Below are 17,054 nucleotides of genomic sequence, written 5' to 3'. Positions count from 1 at the left end.
CCACCTGTGAACAGGTGGCCAACGATTCGGAAGCGCTACGCGCGTAGCGCCCGCTCGGGCGCGGTACCTTTTTCCGCCCCCGCAATCGGCACCCACCGCCTCCGCCCTCCGCTCCTGTCAAGGAGAGTGCGCCATCAACGCGTCCAGCAGTCCTCATGCCGTGGAGCTCCGCGGCATCACCAAGCGGTTCCCCGGGGTCGTGGCCAACCACGACATCGACATCACCGTGCGCCGCGGCACCGTCCACGCCCTCGTCGGTGAGAACGGCGCCGGCAAGTCCACGCTCATGAAGATCCTGTACGGCATGCAGAAGCCGGACGAGGGCACCATCGCGGTGGACGGCGAACAGGCCACGTTCTCCAACCCGGGCGACGCCATCGACCGGGGCATCGGCATGGTGCACCAGCACTTCATGCTCGCCGACTACCTCACCGTCCTGGAGAACGTCGTACTCGGCTCCGAGAAGCTGTACGGCATCGGCGACCGGGCCAGAGCCAAGATCAGGGAGATCTCCGACTCCTACGGTCTCGGCGTCCGCCCGGACGCCATGGTCGAGGACCTCGGTGTCGCCGACCGCCAGCGCGTGGAGATCCTCAAGGTCCTCTACCGCGGCGCCCGCACCCTGATCCTCGACGAGCCCACCGCCGTCCTCGTACCGCAGGAGGTCGAGGCGCTCTTCGACAACCTGCGCGAGCTCAAGGCCGAGGGACTGACCGTCATCTTCATCTCGCACAAGCTGGGCGAGGTGCTGTCCGTCGCCGACGAGATCACCGTCATCCGGCGCGGGACGACCGTGGGCACCGCCGACCCGAAGCACACCACGACCAAGCAGCTCGCCGAGCTGATGGTCGGCAGTGAGCTGCCGTCGCCGGAGACCCGCGAGTCGACCGTCACCGAGACGCCGATGCTGGCCGTCGACGGGCTGCGGCTGACCGCCACCGACCCGGACGGGGTGGTGCGTGCCGTGCTCGACGGCATCACCTTCACCATCCACAAGGGCGAGGTGCTCGGCATCGCCGGAGTCGAGGGCAACGGCCAGTCCGAACTGGTCGACGCCATCATGGGCATGCGCACTCTCGACGCGGGCTCCCTCTCGCTGGACGGCGCGGACATCTCCCGCACGCCGACCCGCAGGCGTCGCGAGGACGGGATGGCCGTCATCCCCGAGGACCGTCACCGGCACGGACTGCTGCTAGAGGCCCCGCTCTGGGAGAACCGCATCCTCGGCCACGTCACGGAGCGCCCCAACAGCAAGGGCGCCTTCCTCGACCTGAAGGCGGCCCGCGCCGACACCGAGCGGATCGTGCGCGAGTACGACGTGCGCACCCCCGGCATCGAGGTCACCGCGGCCTCGCTCTCCGGAGGCAACCAGCAGAAGCTGATCGTCGGCCGCGAGATGAGCCACTCGCCCAAGCTCCTGATCGCCGCGCACCCCACCCGGGGCGTGGACGTCGGCGCCCAGGCCCAGATCTGGGACCAGATCCGCGAGGCGCGCCGCGAGGGACTCGCGGTGCTGCTGATCTCCGCCGACCTGGACGAGCTGATCGGGCTCTCCGACACCCTGCGCGTCATGTACCGGGGCGGACTCGTCGCGGACGCCGACCCCGCGACCGTCACCCCCGAGGAGCTCGGCTCCGCGATGACGGGCGCGGCCGCCGGCCACCTCGAAACGCCCGCCGAAGCCGGGCCGGCCGAAGCCGGACCCGCCGAGCCCGGGAGCGACGGCGCATCCGCCGCCCCCGCCACGGACGAAACCGACCCCCGGGACGGGGGAGAGGACCGATGAAGAAGATCGACAAGGAGCGGCTGCTCCTGGGGATCGCGGCCCCCGTACTCGCGATCGTGGTCGCCTTCCTGGTGACGGCACTCGTGCTCGCCGCCACCGGCAAGGAGCCGTTCAGCGCCTTCGGCATCATGTTCGACTACGGGGTGAAGTCGGACAGCCAGGTCTACATCCTGAACAAGGCGACGACGTACTACCTCGCAGGTCTCGCGGTGGCCGTCGGCTTCCGGATGAACCTCTTCAACATCGGCGTCGACGGCCAGTACCGCCTCGCCGCCTTCTTCGCCGCGGCGGTCGGCGGCGCGCTGACCCTGCCGGGAGCCCTCCAGATCCCGCTGATCATCATCACCGCGATGATCGTCGGCGCGATGTGGGCGGGTATCGCGGGTGTCCTCAAGGTCACCCGGGGCGTCAGCGAGGTCGTCTCGACGATCATGCTGAACTCCATCGCGACCGCGATCATCGGCTACCTGCTCCAGCAGAACCGCCTCGGCCACCTCGACGAGGCCGGCACCAAGATCTCCACCAAGCCGATCCCGGAGTCCTCGCACTTCTTCGAGTTCCCGACCACCCCGACGCCCGTCTGGGGCTTCATCGTCGTCGCGGTCGTCGCGGGCATCGCCTACTGGTTCACGCTCTCGCGCACCCGGTTCGGCTTCGACCTGCGCACGGTGGGCCAGTCCGGCTCCGCCGCCGAGGCCAGCGGCGTGAACGTCAAGAAGATGGTCGTCACCTCGATGCTCATCTCGGGCGCCGTGGCCGGCCTGATCGGCATGCCCACGCTGCTCAACGACAGCTACGAGTACAGCGGCGACTTCCCCATCGGCATCGGCTTCACCGGTATCGCCATCGCCCTCCTCGGCCGCAACCACCCCGTCGGCATCGCGCTCGGCGCGCTGCTCTGGGGCTTCCTGGAACGCGGCACCGGAAAGCTGGAGTTCGAGGGGTACGACAAGGAGATCGTCGGCGTGATCCAGGGCGTCATCGTCCTGTGCGTCGTCATCGCCTACGAAGTCGTCCGCCGCTACGGACTCAAGCGACAGCAGAGCAAGGTCGGCGCGGAACTCGCCGCACAGGCCGCCCGTAACTCCGACCAGCAGGAGGTGTCGGCGTGACCGTCACGGCGACTTCCACCCCGCCCCCCGCGGCCCGCAAGGTCTCCGGCGGCAAGGGCGGCCGCACCCGCCTCTCCTTCCCCGTCGTCCTCCTGATCATCGCGGGCGTGCTGCTCGCGCTGTCCGCCGTGCGCGCCATCACCGGCGCGCAGGACGTCACCTCGGCAGGACAGATCAGCGCGGCCCTCGCGATGGCCGTGCCGATCGGCCTCGCCGGTCTCGGCGGCCTCTGGTCCGAGCGGGCCGGCGTGGTCAACATCGGCCTCGAAGGCATGATGATCCTGGGCACCTTCTTCGGAGCCTGGGCCGGCTGGCAGACCAACCCCTGGCTCGGCGTGCTCGCCGGTGTCGTCGGCGGGATGCTCGGCGGTCTGCTGCACGCGGTGGCGACCGTCACCTTCGGCGTCGACCACATCATCTCCGGCATCGCGATCAACATCCTGGCGCTCGGCTTCACCACCTACTTCGCCAAGCTCTGGTTCAACTCGGGCGACGCGGCGGCCAAGGGCGGCTCGCCCAAGCAGTCCCCACCGGCCGACGCCATCACCTCGGTGACGATCCCGGGACTCTCCGACTGGCTGCACACCGTCGAGAAGCACCACTGGTTCTTCGTCTCCGACCTCGCCGGAGTCCTCGGCGGACTGGTCACCAACGTGTCGCTGCTGACGATCGTCGCCGTGGTCCTTTTCGCCGTGACGTTCTTCGTCCTGTGGAAGACCGCCTTCGGCCTGCGGCTGCGCTCCTGCGGCGAGAACCCGGTGGCCGCCGAGTCGCTCGGCGTCAACGTCTACACGTACAAGTACATCGCGGTGATCGTCTCCGGCGGCATGGCCGGACTGGGCGGCGCCTTCCTCTCCCTGGTCACCTCGCACATCTACAACGAGGGACAGACCGGCGGCCGGGGATACATCGGTCTCGCCGCGATGATCTTCGGTAACTGGCGGCCCGGCGGACTCGCCATGGGCGCGGGCCTGTTCGGCTTCGCCGACGCGCTCCAGCTGCGCAACGGCGGCGAGTCCGTCCACGCGCTGCTCCTGCTGCTCGTGGTCGTGCTGGCCGGTATCGCGGCCTGGAAGCTCTACCGCAAGAGCTTCCTCCAGGGCGCCATCAGCGCGGTCATCGCCGCCGCCGTCCTGGTCTGGTACCTCGGTACGGACACCGTGCCGACCGAGTTCGTGAGCGCGACCCCGTACGTCGTCACGCTGCTCGTCCTCTCGCTCTCCGCGCAGCGGCTGCGGATGCCGAAGGCGGACGGCATGCGCTACCGCAAGGGCCAGGGCAAGTGACGCCCACCGCCGGAGCGGACGCCGGCGCCGTGGCCGGGGCCGACTGGGACGCCCTGCGGAACGCCGCCCGGGAGGCCATGTCCCGGGCGTACGCGCCCTACTCGGGCTACCCGGTCGGCGTCGCCGCCCGGGTGGACGACGGCCGCATGATCGTCGGCTGCAACGTCGAGAACGCCTCGTACGGCATCAGCCTGTGCGCCGAGTGCGGGCTGGTCTCCCAGCTGCACGCCACCGGCGGCGGCCGGCTGACCCACTTCACCTGCGTGGACGGGGCGGGCGAGATCCTGGTCCCGTGCGGCAGGTGCCGGCAGCTGCTGTACGAGTTCGGCGGCCCGGAGCTCGTCCTGGAGACCCCGGACGGCTTCCGCACCCTCGACGAGATGCTTCCGCAGGCGTTCGGCCCCTCGCACCTGGGGTAGCGACCCGCCGGACGGGCCCGGGACACCGGGAACCCGTCCGGCGGCCCTCTTCTTCTCTATGCGCGTAGAGTCAACAGGACTCACGCGTACCCATTGCGTACCCATCGCGTACGTACGTACCGGCCGGAAGGACTCCAGACCATGGACGCCATCTCCGTCATCCGCACCAAGCGGGACCGAGGCGAGCTGACCCCCGAGCAGATCGACTGGGTCATCGACGCGTACACCCGCGGTGAAGTGGCCGACGAGCAGATGTCCGCGCTGGCCATGGCGATCCTGCTGAACGGCATGAACCGCACGGAGATCGCCCGCTGGACCGCCGCCATGATCGCCTCGGGCGAGCGGATGAACTTCGCCTCGCTCTCCCGCCCCACCACCGACAAGCACTCCACCGGCGGCGTCGGCGACAAGATCACCCTGCCGCTCGCCCCGCTGGTCGCCGCCTGCGGCGCGGCCGTTCCGCAGCTCAGCGGCCGAGGCCTCGGCCACACCGGCGGCACCCTCGACAAGCTGGAGTCCATCCCCGGCTGGCGCGCCCACATCACCAACGCCGAGATGCTGGACGTCCTGGACACCACCGGCGCGGTCATCTGCGCGGCGGGCGACGGCCTCGCCCCCGCCGACAAGAAGCTGTACGCGCTCCGCGACGTCACCGGCACCGTCGAGGCTATCCCGCTGATCGCCAGCTCGATCATGTCCAAGAAGATCGCCGAGGGCACCGGGGCGCTCGTCCTGGACGTCAAGGTCGGCTCCGGCGCCTTCATGAAGACCATCGAGGACGCCCGCGAACTGGCCTCCACCATGGTCGCCCTGGGCACCGACAGCGGTGTGCGCACGGTCGCGCTGCTCACCGACATGTCCACCCCGCTCGGCCTGACCGCGGGCAACGCCCTGGAGGTCCGCGAGTCCGTCGAGGTGCTGGCCGGCGGCGGCCCCCGGGACGTCATCGACCTCACCCTGGCCCTCGCCCGCGAGATGCTGGACGCGGCCGGGCTCAAGGACGCCGACCCGGAGAAGGCCCTCGCGGACGGCTCCGCGATGGACGTCTGGCGCCGGATGATCTCCGCCCAGGGCGGCGACCCCGACGCCACCCTCCCGGTCGCCCGCGAACAGCACGTCGTGACGGCCCCGTCCTCCGGCGTACTGACCCGCCTGGACGCCTACGACATCGGCGTCGCCGCCTGGCGCCTCGGCGCGGGCCGCGCCCGCAAGGAGGACCCGGTCCAGGCCGGCGCGGGCGTCGAGCTGCACGCCAAGCCGGGCGACACGGTGACGGCGGGCCAGCCGCTGCTGACGCTGCACACGGACACCCCGGAGAAGTTCGACTACGCGCTGAAGGCCCTGCCGGATTCGTACGACATCGCCCCGTCCGGCACGCCGTTCACCGCCACCCCGGTGGTGCGGGAGCGCATCGCGTAACCGCGGGCGCCGACGCGAACGGCCCGCCGGGACGGTGTCTCACCGTCCCGGCGGGCCGCTTTCATACGGTCCTGCCGCGTACTGCCGGCCGGGCTACTTGCCGAAGTAGGCGTTGTAGATCGCCACCGAGGACGTGTTGCCCTTCTTGTCGGTGACCGAGGCCTTGAAGGACACCGACTTCTTCTTGGCCGGGTTCTTCATGGCGATCTTCCCCTTCTTGACCGCGGTCTTCTTCCAGGTCTTCCCGCCGTCGTAACTGAGCGACACCGTCAGCGACTTCAGGTTCTTCCCGGCTGCCGCACCCTGCACCGTCACCGGCACGGACACGGCCTTGCCGGCCTTGGCGGTGCTGTCCGGCGCCACCTCGGGAGTGAAGCGGACCATGGAGACCGGCAGCTGGGCGTAGTCCGAGGCCGGACGGCCGGAGCGGAAGGTCCAGCTCGCGTCGATCCGGCTGGAGACCGAGGCGACGTCGGCGCCGCGCCGCACCGACGTGGTCAGCCGGTAGTCGGCGGCGGCGGCCGGCACGACGATGGGCGTCTCGCCCGTCACCGGTTCGGTGTTCTTGGCGAACTCCTTGCCGTTGCGGTAGAGCACGGTCTTCACCGAGCTGTACGCCGAGTAGCCGACATTGCGGTGGCCGTCGGCGACGAGCGGCAGCGCCGCCGTGAGCTCGTTGCCGTCGCGGAAGACCCCGAAGCGGGCGTTGAGGTACGGCCCGAACACCGCGGTGTTCACGGTCCTCGTGTACGTCCCGCCCGCCTTGAAGGCCTGCGGGGCGCCGAGGGAGTACGAGGCGTCGGTCTTCGGGAAGCCGTCCTCGTCGAGCGCGCCGTTCTGGCTGAAGTCGAAGCTCCACTTCACCTTGTCCGCGGTGGAGACGTAGGCCGTGGTGGTCGACGGGAGCTTCTGGCTGGTCAGGGCCGCCCAGCCGCCGAACGAGCCGGGCAGCTCGCCTGTCGCGCCGATGTCACCGGTCTTGCCCTTGGCGGACGCACCGGAGCGGATCGTGACCTTGGCGAGCTGACCGCTGCTGAACGCGCGGTGGTAGCCGGTCGCCGCCCGGCTCACCGGGCCGCCGACCGTGATGTCGTACCGGGTCGCCGCACCCTTGGTCCAACTCCCGGTCCAGTGCTGCGAGAGCTGGATGCCGGTCGTCTTCGGGCCGATGTGCGCGGTGCGCAGCGGCTTGAACGAGTCGAGCAGCCAGCCGTAGCCGTAGCCGTTGTCCTCGGTCTCGAACTGGAGGTCGGGCGAGGCGAGTACGGCTTTCGTGCCGGTCGCCGGAACGGTGATGTCCACCGGCTTGGCCAGGCGCGCGTCGAAGGTCACCGTGGTGTTCTTGGTGACGTTCAGATGGGGCTGGGTGAGCCAGTCGACGCCCTTGTCGAGGTTGTCCGGGTCGATGTACACGGCCGAGTTCAGCACGTACCCGCCCTTGGGGACGCGGAGCTTCGCCGTGCCGTTGACCACCTCGGGGGACTCCCACACACCGGTCCCGCCGCCGGTGATGCCGTAGACATCCCCGGTGGTGTACCGGGCCGGCTTGCCGTCACGGCCGATGGTCCTGAGCGTGAGGTCGTACGACTCGGCCTCGCGATTGACCGCGGCCGCGGTGCGGACGGTCTGACCGCCGCCCGTCGCCACGACGTACGCGGAGTAGTCGCCGTCGGCCGTGCCGCCGAGCCTGGTGTTCACGGTCAGCGGCACCTCGGCGGTGCCGCCCGCCGGGACGGTCACCCGGTCGGCGCCGAGGGTGAAGAACCCGGCCGGGGCCGGCTTGCCCGCCGGGCCGGTGGCCTGGACGGTGAGCGAGAGCGTGACCTCGGTCGTACCGAGGTTGCGGTACGACACCTTCTTCGCGACCGGCACGTCATCGGTGTGCGGCCACTGCTGGAGGCCGTAGCTCAGCGACACCGGGTCGGCGACGACGGACTGGGTGATCGCCCGGTCGACGGCGATCCGGCCCGAGCCCTGCTCGAAGGGGGTGTACTTGCCCGGCTTCGTGGAGGCCGTGAGCGCACCCTTGAGCTCGGTGTTCTTCCACTGCGGGTGCTGCTGCTTGAGGAGCGCCGCGGCGCCCGCGACGTGCGGGGTCGCCATCGACGTACCGGAGATCGTCAGATAGCCCGCAGGGTTCTGGCCGACCTCCTTGTCGATGACGGAGCCGGGGGAGGCGGCCGCCGTGATGTCCACGCCGGGAGCGGTGACATCGGGCTTGATCGCGTTGTCACCGACCCGGGGGCCGCGGCTGGAGAAGTCCGCCAGCACGTCCTTGTCGTCGACGGCCCCGACGGTCAGCGCGGCGTCCGCGCTGCCGGGGGAGCCGACCGTGCCGGCCATGTCGCCCTCGTTGCCCGCCGCGATGGCGAAGAGCACGCCGCTGTCGGCGGAGAGCTTGTTGACCGCGGCCTCCAGGGGGTCGATCCCCGGGGTGTCGGTGCCGCCGAGGCTCAGGTTGATGACGTCGGCGCCCTGTGCGACCGCCCACTCCATACCGGCCAGGATTCCGGAGTCGTCGCCGAAGCCGTCGTCGTCGAGGACCTTGCCCTCAAGGAGCTTGGCGTCCGGGGCGACGCCCTTGAACTTGCCGCCCGACTTCGCGCCCGTACCGGCCACGATCGAGGAGACATGGGTGCCGTGGCCGAAGTGGTCCTTCAGGTCGGGCGTGCCGGCGAAGTTCTTCGACGCGAGGATCTGGCCCTTGAGGTCCGGGTGGGTGGCGTCCGCACCGGTGTCCAGGACGGCGATCTTGACGCCCTTGCCGGTGTAGCCCGCCTTCCAGGCGGTCGGCGCGCCGATCTGCGGGACGCTCTTGTCGAGGCTCGCCCGGCGTACGCCGTCCAGCCAGACCCGGTCGATGCCGGTGGCCGTGGTCCGCTGGGCGCTGCCCGACGGCTTGCTGGTGAGCGCCTGCCAGACGGACCGGGCGTCCTCCCGCGGGGTGGCCACGGACTGGGCGTTCAGCGACTTCAGCACGGGCCCGACGCGGGTGGCGCCGGCGTCGCGGACCTCCGCCCTCGCGGCCGCGGCCCCGGCGCCCCGGTAGGAGACGATCAGTTTCAGGCCGGACTTCTGCGCCTTGCGGTTCTCCGCCCGGTTCAGCTCCGTGACGTCGAACAGCCGGCGGTCCAGCCTTCCGGAACCGATCAGCCGGTGTGCGTCGGCCGGGACGAGCAGGGTGTGCCCGTCCCGTATCTGCCGCTGCACGGGTATGTGCTCGCGCCCCGCTGCGGGACGGAAGCCCACGACCCGGCCCTTGGCGTCCACCGTGACGCGGTCGCCGGTGATGAGCGTGAGCTGATGCCGGGCGCCGGACGTGCCGTCCGCCGGCCGCGACGGGCCGTTGTCACGGGCCATGGCCGGGGTGGTCAGCCCGGCCGCGAGGGCCACGGCCGCAGCCGTGGCGACGGTTGAAACACACGCTCTTGTGACGTGTCTGCGCAACTCTCCCCCTGGAGAATCAGGCGGCCCCACGAGAGGGCCACTGGGCAGTCGGTCCCGGTACGCGCACCGGAGCCGGCCGTTTCACTCACATAGAGGGGAGATTTGATCGAATCGGTTCACAGCAAGCACACAGTTGTACGGAGTTGGCGAAACTTCGTCGATGGTCGGGGGCCTCGCGCCACGGGAATCGGCTGTGACGACGGTGGCCTGGGGAGGCCCGTGCGCAGCTCGGGGCGCCAAGGCGTCCTCGGGGCGCCGGAGGAGAGCCTTCGGCAGTCCGGTGGGAAGCGGGTGCCGGCGCGGCGATGAGTTTCGGCCGCCGGACCGGTCTCCCTGATGTGGATGCCATGACCCCGATCGTTCTCACCGTCTCCGGACGCCTCACGCGGGCCGGTGTTCCCGCGCTCTGCGCCGAGCTGGAGGCGCTGCTGGCCGCCGCCGACACGGGGGTGGCGGAGGTGGACTGCGACGTGGGCGGGCTCGTCCACCCCGACCTCGCCGCCGTGGAGGCGATCGCGCGGCTGTCGCTGGTCGCCCGCAGATCGAACGGCAGGCGGCTTCGGCTGCGCGGGACGACTCCGGAACTCCGGCTGCTGCTCGACCTGGTGGGGCTGGCGGACGTGGTGGGGCTGGCGGAAGAACTGCCCTGAGTGGCGAGAGCTGGGCGGTGACCCGCATTTATGCCGCACTGTTCTGGCCCGGTCAGGAACAGGTCTGTCGAAACGTACTGGGAAGCTCTCATGGCGGGCGATTTCGAGGCCGCCCGCAGTCTCTACGCACCGGGCGCGACCTGGACACTCCCCGGTGACCTCCCGCTGTCGGGGACCTGGACCGGGCCGGACCGCATCCTGGGCGAGTCCGTCCCCGCCATGCGTGACCGGCTGGAGACGGATTCGCTGGAATTCGAGTTCGAGGGCGTGCCGGGTGAGGGCGAGCCGGTGCTGGCGGAATGGAACACCCGCGGGGCGTCCAGGACCGGCCGCCCCGGAGTGAGCGCCCGGCCGGGCCCGCCTACGCGTACGCCTACTCGTCCGCCTCGCGCCAGCCGTCCCTGACGACCACCGTCGAGCACTGGACGGTGTACGCGTGGGCCTCGTCCCCCATCGCCTTCGCGGAAGCGCCCGGAAACGGTGACGGGGACGGTGACGCGTACGCGCCGGAGGCGCCGGACCGGGCCCGGAACTCGCCGCAGGAACCGCCGTCCCCGATCTCCGGCTGCGGTCCCGGCTCCGCGTCCGAGACCGGTGGCGCGACGCGGCCGGGGCCCGAGGTGGCGGCCGGTTCACCGAGCCACTGGGCGACTCCCCAGCCGCCGGCGGCGACCACGGCCCACGCCGCGACGAGCCCGTACGCCGTACCCCGGCCCGGACGTCGGCTCACGCCGCATCCGCTTCCAGGCGATCGGGGAGCCCGAACAGCGGGAACCAGCGCGGGGTGTCCAGGAAGCAGTGCATCCCGGTGATCGCACCGTCCGCGATGTCGATGACCTGCACCGCCCACGGCACGAACCCCGGCCCGTCCGGATCGGGCTTGTAGTGCGCGAACGCCGGGGTGCCGTTCGCCGACGTGGCGATCAGCCGGGAGCCCGCGCACGACGCCCCGATGGAGGTCATGAAGCCCGCGATGTCGTCGTGCCCCTGGAGCCAGAGGTCGAACGGCGGCATCGTCATGATGGCGTCCTCGTGGAGCAGCGCCGTCAGCGCCTTCATGTCGTACCCCTCGAACGCCGCTACGTAGCGCTCCAGGAGTTTGCTCTGCTCCTCGTCCAGCGGATCGGCGGCATCGGCCGCCGTGCCCTGGTGTTCGTTGAGCGTCGCCCGCGCCCGCTGGAGGGCGCTGTTGACCGAGGCGACCGAGGTGTCGAGCAGCTCGGCGACCTCGCTCGCCTTCCAGGCGAGCACCTCGCGCAGGATCAGCACGGCGCGCTGCTTGGGCGGCAGATGCTGCAGCGCGGCGACGAACGCGAGCCGCACCGACTCGCGCGCCACCGCCGCCTCGGCCGGGTCCGCGACGGACGGCAGAATCCGCCCGTCCGGCATCGGCTCCAGCCAGGTGTTCTCCGGCAGGGGGTTGAGCGCCGCCTGCGCGAGCGGCGTCGGGCCGGAGAGATCCACCGGCCTTGCGCGCTTGTTGCCCGCGTTCAGCATGTCCAGGCAGACGTTCGTCGCGATCCGGTACAGCCAGGACCGCAGCGAGGAACGGCCCTCGAACTTGTCGAAGTTGCGCCAGGCGCGCACCAGCGTGTCCTGGACCGCGTCCTCCGCCTCGAAGGCCGAGCCGAGCATCCGGTAGCAGTAGCCGGTCAGCTCGACCCGGTGTCCCTCCAGACGGCTGTCGATATCGTCAGCCGTCGCCGTCAGATCACTCATCGCTCCACCCCTGTTGCGCTGTGACACCGCTCACTCAGCACTTCGGAAGCTACCGCACGGCACTGACAACGGGGGCGGGAAGAGCCGAAAGGGTCACGTTCCGAGCTTGCGCCCGTACACGTACACGTCGTCGCCGTTCTTCAACAGGTTCCAGTATGACTTCGCGTCGGCGGTCCGCATGTTGACGCAACCGTGCGAGCCCGGCGGGTTCCACATCTTGACGCCCACCGCGTGGAAGGCCTGGCCGCCGTCGAAGAACTGCGAGTACGGCATCGCCACGTGGTAGATCGAGGAGACGTGGTTCTTGTGCTTCCAGTAGATCTTCTTCGCCCCGGTACGGGTCTCGTAGCCGTCCCGCCCGGTCCGCACCGGCACCGGGCCGAACTTCAGCTTGCTGCCGTCCTGGATCCAGCTGATCTGCCGGGTCAGGTCGACGCACGCGATGCGCCCCTTGTTCGTGGGGCACTTCTTGGCCTTGTTCGGGTTCTTCCCGGCCGCCTTCTGGGCGGTCAGCGTCTGCATGGTGCGCCAGGTGACCGGCCCGGCGTAGCCGAGGGTGGGCGTGACCCCGTACGTGCCCTGGAACGACCGGATCGCGTTGCAGTCGGCGGCCGACTGCTTGCCGTCCACCTTCAGGTGCAGGTACTTCTCCGCCTGCTTCTGGTACGGCCCCTTGGACGCCGTGCAGGAAGCCGCCTGCGCGGCCGTGCCGGTGCCGAGGACGAACGCCGGTATCGCGGTCAGGCCCGCGACGGACAGCACCAGTCCACGCCGCAGACGTGTGCCCGATATGCCTTGAATGTTCTTCATGTTCCCTGTGATTCTCATGTACGCCAACTCCCCTTCGCGCGCAGTGCGGTGATTCCGCCTGCTAGACGCGCGTCGGGGAGTGGTTGGTTGTGCGCCGAATGTCTCGGTTCTGTACGTCTCAGTTCTGGACGGACAGTACTGCCGCCGACCGGCGCCGTTCGACGCGCGCCGCCCTCGTCCCGTACAGCGTGATCGAGACCACGCCCAGGACCGCGAGCAGTCCCAGCGTGACCGTGCCCGCCCAGCCGCCGGCGTGGAAGGCGACCGCGCCGAGCGTGCCGCCCGCGCTGGAGCCGAGGTAGTACGCCGACTGGTAGAGCGCCGATGCCTGGGCCCGGCCCCTGGTCGCCGTACGGCTGACCGAGGAGGAGGCGACCGCGTGCCCGGCGAAGAAGCCCGCCGTGATCAGGACCAGACCGGCCAGCACCGCCACCAACTGGTCGGCCAGCGAGAGCAGCAGGCCGGCGGCCGTGGTGGAGACGGCCAGGTAGAGCGCGCCCCGGCGGCCCAGCCGGGCGACGAGCCTGCCCGCGGCGGCCGAGGAGACCGTGCCGACCAGGTAGACGAGGAAGATCGAACCGACGATCCCCTGCGGAAGGTTGAAGGGGGCTTCCACCAGCCGGTAGCCGATCACCGTGTAGACCGCGCCGAACACCGTCATGAACAGCGCGCCGATCGCGTACAGGCGGCGCAGCAGCGGATCGGCGAGGTGGCCGCCGACAGTCCGGGCGAGTGCCTTCGGGTTCAGCGAACCCGGGGTGAAGTGCCGGGCCTTGGGGATCATGAAGTGGAAGACGACGGCGCAGGCCACCGCCAGCAGCCCGACCGAGGCGAGCGCGGCCCGCCAGCCCCACAGCTGGGCGACCCAGCCGGTGAGGATGCGCCCGCTCATCCCGCCGATGCTGTTGCCGGCCACGAACAGCCCGATCGCCGCGACCAGCGCCTTGGGCCGCACCTCCTCCGCGAGGTACGCCATTGCGGAGGCGGGCAGTCCGGCGAGTGCGGCGCCCTGTACGGCCCGCAGCGCGATCAGCCAGCCGAGCGAGGGCGCGAACGGCACGAAGAGGCCGACCACGACCGCGACCGTCAGTGATGCGGTCATCATCTGCCGGCGCCCGAACCGCTCGGACAGGGCGCTGAGCGGCAGCACGAACAGGGCCAGCGCGCCCGTCGCGGCGGAGACCGTCCAGCTCGCCTGCCCGGCCGTGGCGCCGAAGGACGCGGAGACGGCGGGCAGCAGGGCCTGGGTGGAGTAGAGGAGTGCGAAGGTCGCGACACCGGCGGCGAAGAGCGCGAAGCTCATCCGGCGGTAGCCGGGCCCACCGGGCTCCAGCCGGTCCGCGGTGGCGGTCTCGGCGGCGGTTGCGGCGGTGGCAGGGGACGACTGGGTCGAGGCGGCCACGATCAGGGTGGACGCCCCGGTACTGGCGGGAGGCATGCCATGAACGTAGGCCGCGCAGTTTCATGCGTCCAATGCACAAACGGGCGATAATCAATCCCATGGCGCATCAGCACAGCTCACAGCCGCGGCTGTCACCGAGTAGTTACGAAGAAGACATCCGCGCGGTCCTCGCGCCGCGCCTCGCCTACTTCGAGGCGGTCGCCCGCCACGAACACGTCACCCGCGCCGCGCACGAACTCGGCGTCCCGCAGTCCACGCTCTCGCGCGCCATGGTCAGGCTCGAACAGGACCTGGGAGTGGCGCTGTTCGCCCGCAAGGGCCGTACCGTCTCCCTCACCCCCGCCGGCCGCACCTTCCTCGGCTCGGCCGAGCGGGCCCTCGCGGAGGTGGAGAAGGCCGCCGACTCGGTACGGGCGGACGCCGACCCGACCGCGGGCAAGGTCGCCTTCGGCTTCCTCCACACCATGGGCTCGGAGACCGTCCCGGCCCTGATCCGCGCCTTCCGCGCCGACCACCCCCGGGTCCGCTTCCAGCTCGTCCAGAACTACGGCGAGGCCATGATCGAACGCCTGCGCGCGGGCGGCCTCGACCTCTGCCTCACCTCACCCGTCCCGGACGCCCCGGACCTGGTCGCCCGGCGCCTGGACGAGCAGCGGCTGCGCCTGGTCGTACCCGACGACCACCGGCTGGCCGGCCGCCGTCGGGTCCGCCTGGCAGAGGCCGCCGACGAGACGTTCGTCACCCTGGAACCGGGCTACGGGCTGCGCCGCATCACCGACGACCTCTGCGCGGAGGCGGGCTTCGTACCCCGTATCGCGTTCGAGGGCGAGGAGGCCGAGACGCTGCGCGGCCTGGTCGCGGCCGGCCTGGGCGTCGCGCTGCTGCCCCCTCCGGCGGTCGCCCGCCCCGGCGTGGTGGAGCTGACGGTGACCGCGCCCCGGGCGGCCCGCGAGATCGGCGTGGCCTGGCTGGACGGCCACCCGGACACCCCGCCGGTCGCGGCGTTCAAGAAGTTCCTGCTGTCCCGGCGGGGGCACCTGCTGCCGGAGTGACGAGGACGCCACCGGCGCCCCCGCGCTCCGGCCCACGCCGCCCGGGGGCTACGGCCGCTGCTTGGCCCTGTCGACGACGGCCCAGCTGTCCAGGTACGAGAGCTGGACGTACCGCTTCATGTTCTTGCCGTCCCCCGAGCTGCGCTCGTCACGGAAGCCCAGGAAGCGGTGCGTGCTCGGTTCGAAGATGAAGAATCCGCCGTACCCGCCCTCCCCCGACGGGATCATCGGGTCGTCGTAGGTGATCGCCACGCCCGTACGGCCCTTGGCGTCCTTCTGGTTCGGCACCGCCCGCACCCCGGGCACCATGCCCAGTGCCTCGTACGCCGCCGGGCGCAGCCCCTCGGGCATCACCGGGACCAGCTTGAGCAGCCCGGCCAGCGAGAAGTGGATGTCCGACCACTCCTGCTCGCCGATGTCGTCGAGCGAGTCGTTCCTGTCGTCGGGCCCGGTCTTGTGCAGGAGCGAGAGGATCAGCTTCTCGGGATCGGTCGGCAGCTTCCGCAGCGTCCCCCAGTCCTGCGGCGGCCACATGCTCTCGTCCTTCCCGAGCGGCGGCGCCCACCAGCCGTGGCCGATCTCCATGACCCAGGAGCGCTGCGAGCCGTCCACCGAGCGCCAGTCCTCGTCGACGTAGCTCTTCTTCGCGCCGGTCGCCCGGTTCGTCTCCTGGATGATCTCCTTGGTGTAGACGAACTGGTCGTCGCGCGGGCTGACCGCCTTCTCGTGCCTGCGCTCGTACGCCGCCGCGTCGTTGAGGACGGTCTGTGCGCTCACGTTCCGCATCGCGGGCGAGCCGGCGCCGGGCCCGGCCGCCCGCGACCCGTCACCGCCCCCCTCGCCGTGGTACGGCAGGCCGATCAGGACCCCGGCGGCGACGGCCGCCGCGACGCCGCCGGTCAGGGCGATGCGCAGAACGGGCCGGCGGCCCGCGCGGGCGGCGGACCGGTCCGGCGCGGCCGTCGTGCTCATCGCGGCGGACAGCCGCGCCCGCGCCCGCTCGCGGGTGGTGTCGTCGAGCGGTGGGGCCTCGGCGTCGTACTCCCTCAGCACGCGCAGTTCGTCGATGCCACGGTCACTCATGGGGTGTCTGCCTCTCGGGAAGCTGTCGGATCGGCGTGACCGGAGGGACCCGGGTGATCGTCGTGATCAGCCGTGCCCGCCGGACGTGCCGGATCTGTCGGATCGCATCCACCCAGCGCTTCGCGCAGTCTGCTGCGAGCCCGGTGCAGCCGTGATCTGACGGTGCCGACCGGCACCCCGAGGGCCTGGGCCGCCTCCTCGTAGTCGAGGTCGGCCCAGGCCACCAGCAGTACGACATCGCGATGCCGGGCCGACAGCCCGGCCAGCGCGGCCGCCAGTTCCCGGCGCACCCCTGTAGCGCCGGCCCTGGCGACCGCGCGGTCCGCGACCGGTTCCTCGTGCTCCACCGGCTCCGGCACTCTTGCGAGCGCCTTGAAACGGCGCGCCTCCGACCTGCGGTGCCGGCTCACGAGGTTGGTGGTGATGCCGAACAGCCACGGGCGGGCGTCGCCGCGCGAGAGGTCGTACGTATGGCGTCGCTGGAAGGCGGTCGTGAACGTCTCCGCCATCAGATCCTCCGCCGCCTCCGGACCGAGCCGCCGCGCCGCGTAACGGTGCACGGCGTCGGCGTACCGGTCGAAGAGTGCGGCGAACAGCTCGGGCTCGTCCCGGGACCGTTCGATCACCCGGGCGTCGCTCTCCTCGCGATCCGCTTCGCGGATGCGGACGCCCGGGGGCTCGACGGTCATCGGGGCTCCGTTCATCGGTCTGAATACCTCGAAGGCTCGGGCTCGATCGGTTCTTGCACCGGTACTTCGCCGGAAGCCGGAATCGAGTTCCATTCCGTGCCGTGCCGCGCCTGTTCTCCCGCCGGGCCCCGGGCCGTGACGAGGGCGCGGGGGCCCACGGGCCGGGCCCGAAGGCCCGTC

General features: G+C 71.0%; 15 protein-coding genes. 8 read left to right on the top strand and 7 right to left on the bottom strand.

From position 1 onward, the window contains the following. Positions 1-160 precede the first annotated feature (160 nt). The 5 genes from EDD93_RS04790 (at position 161) to EDD93_RS04770 (ending at position 6,022) form a co-directional block, all read left to right on the top strand. Positions 161-1,786, top strand: a complete 1,626-nt coding sequence (locus tag EDD93_RS04790) for an ABC transporter ATP-binding protein (RefSeq protein ID WP_123523987.1) — start codon at positions 161-163, stop codon at positions 1,784-1,786. Beyond that, positions 1,783-2,898 carry an ABC transporter permease gene (locus EDD93_RS04785; protein ID WP_123523986.1) on the top strand — a complete coding sequence of 372 codons (1,116 nt, stop codon included), beginning with the start codon at positions 1,783-1,785 and terminating at the stop codon, positions 2,896-2,898. The genes EDD93_RS04790 and EDD93_RS04785 overlap by 4 nt, the downstream gene beginning before the upstream one ends. Further along, positions 2,895-4,184: an ABC transporter permease gene (locus EDD93_RS04780; protein WP_123523985.1), complete on the top strand. Its 1,290-nt coding sequence runs from the start codon at positions 2,895-2,897 to the stop codon at positions 4,182-4,184. Before EDD93_RS04785 ends, EDD93_RS04780 begins: the two co-directional genes overlap by 4 nt. Further along, positions 4,181-4,603, top strand: coding sequence for a cytidine deaminase (locus EDD93_RS04775; RefSeq protein WP_123523984.1), 423 nt, complete (start codon positions 4,181-4,183; stop codon positions 4,601-4,603). Before EDD93_RS04780 ends, EDD93_RS04775 begins: the two co-directional genes overlap by 4 nt. Before the next feature lie 141 nt (positions 4,604-4,744). After that, entirely contained in the window at positions 4,745-6,022 is a 1,278-nt protein-coding gene (locus EDD93_RS04770; RefSeq protein WP_123523983.1) for a thymidine phosphorylase, read from the top strand. A 93-nt stretch (positions 6,023-6,115) separates the two neighbouring features. Here EDD93_RS04770 and EDD93_RS04765 read toward each other — a convergent pair whose 3' ends face one another. Next, entirely contained in the window at positions 6,116-9,382 is a 3,267-nt protein-coding gene (locus EDD93_RS04765; protein ID WP_123527584.1) for a S8 family serine peptidase, read from the bottom strand. Between the two features lie 392 nt (positions 9,383-9,774). Between EDD93_RS04765 and EDD93_RS04760 the strand changes: the two genes are divergently transcribed. Together EDD93_RS04760 and EDD93_RS04755 are read left to right on the top strand one after the other, a co-directional pair. Next, on the top strand, positions 9,775-10,119 hold the full coding sequence (locus tag EDD93_RS04760) for an STAS domain-containing protein (RefSeq protein WP_123523982.1): 345 nt from the start codon (positions 9,775-9,777) through the stop codon (positions 10,117-10,119). A gap of 30 nt (positions 10,120-10,149) precedes the next feature. After that, positions 10,150-10,524: a nuclear transport factor 2 family protein gene (locus EDD93_RS04755; RefSeq protein ID WP_123523981.1), complete on the top strand. Its 375-nt coding sequence runs from the start codon at positions 10,150-10,152 to the stop codon at positions 10,522-10,524. Here EDD93_RS04755 and EDD93_RS04750 read toward each other — a convergent pair. The 4 genes from EDD93_RS04750 to EDD93_RS04735 all read right to left on the bottom strand — a co-directional run bounded on the left by EDD93_RS04750 (position 10,493) and on the right by EDD93_RS04735 (position 14,086). Next, positions 10,493-10,849 carry a hypothetical protein gene (locus EDD93_RS04750; RefSeq protein ID WP_123523980.1) on the bottom strand — a complete coding sequence of 119 codons (357 nt, stop codon included), beginning with the start codon at positions 10,847-10,849 and terminating at the stop codon, positions 10,493-10,495. The genes EDD93_RS04755 and EDD93_RS04750 overlap by 32 nt on opposite strands. Continuing rightward, the gene (locus tag EDD93_RS04745) at positions 10,846-11,838 is read right to left on the bottom strand and encodes a sigma-70 family RNA polymerase sigma factor (RefSeq protein ID WP_123523979.1); all 993 of its coding nucleotides are present in this window, start codon (positions 11,836-11,838) and stop codon (positions 10,846-10,848) included. The genes EDD93_RS04750 and EDD93_RS04745 overlap by 4 nt, the downstream gene beginning before the upstream one ends. Before the next feature lie 93 nt (positions 11,839-11,931). Continuing rightward, positions 11,932-12,648, bottom strand: a complete 717-nt coding sequence (locus tag EDD93_RS04740; RefSeq protein WP_123523978.1) for a L,D-transpeptidase — start codon at positions 12,646-12,648, stop codon at positions 11,932-11,934. Positions 12,649-12,766: 118 nt separating this feature from the next. Continuing rightward, positions 12,767-14,086: an MFS transporter gene (locus EDD93_RS04735; RefSeq protein WP_123523977.1), complete on the bottom strand. Its 1,320-nt coding sequence runs from the start codon at positions 14,084-14,086 to the stop codon at positions 12,767-12,769. A gap of 62 nt (positions 14,087-14,148) precedes the next feature. On the opposite strand from EDD93_RS04735, the gene EDD93_RS04730 reads away from it, so the two are divergent. Further along, positions 14,149-15,102, top strand: coding sequence for a LysR family transcriptional regulator (locus tag EDD93_RS04730; protein WP_123523976.1), 954 nt, complete (start codon positions 14,149-14,151; stop codon positions 15,100-15,102). 48 nt (positions 15,103-15,150) lie between these two features. Here EDD93_RS04730 and EDD93_RS04725 read toward each other — a convergent pair whose 3' ends face one another. Both EDD93_RS04725 and EDD93_RS04720 read right to left on the bottom strand, forming a co-directional pair. Beyond that, entirely contained in the window at positions 15,151-16,185 is a 1,035-nt protein-coding gene (locus EDD93_RS04725) for a CU044_5270 family protein (protein ID WP_123523975.1), read from the bottom strand. After that, a complete protein-coding gene (locus EDD93_RS04720) occupies positions 16,182-16,874 on the bottom strand; it encodes an RNA polymerase sigma factor (protein WP_260255624.1) in 693 nt (230 codons plus the stop codon). The genes EDD93_RS04725 and EDD93_RS04720 overlap by 4 nt, the downstream gene beginning before the upstream one ends. Between the last annotated feature and the right edge of the window lie 180 nt (positions 16,875-17,054).

This window comes from Streptomyces sp. 840.1 (assembly GCF_003751445.1).
GTDB lineage: Bacteria > Actinomycetota > Actinomycetes > Streptomycetales > Streptomycetaceae > Streptomyces.
The sequence above is the reverse complement of the archived record's forward strand: the minus strand, read 5'-3'. Positions and strand labels throughout refer to the sequence as shown.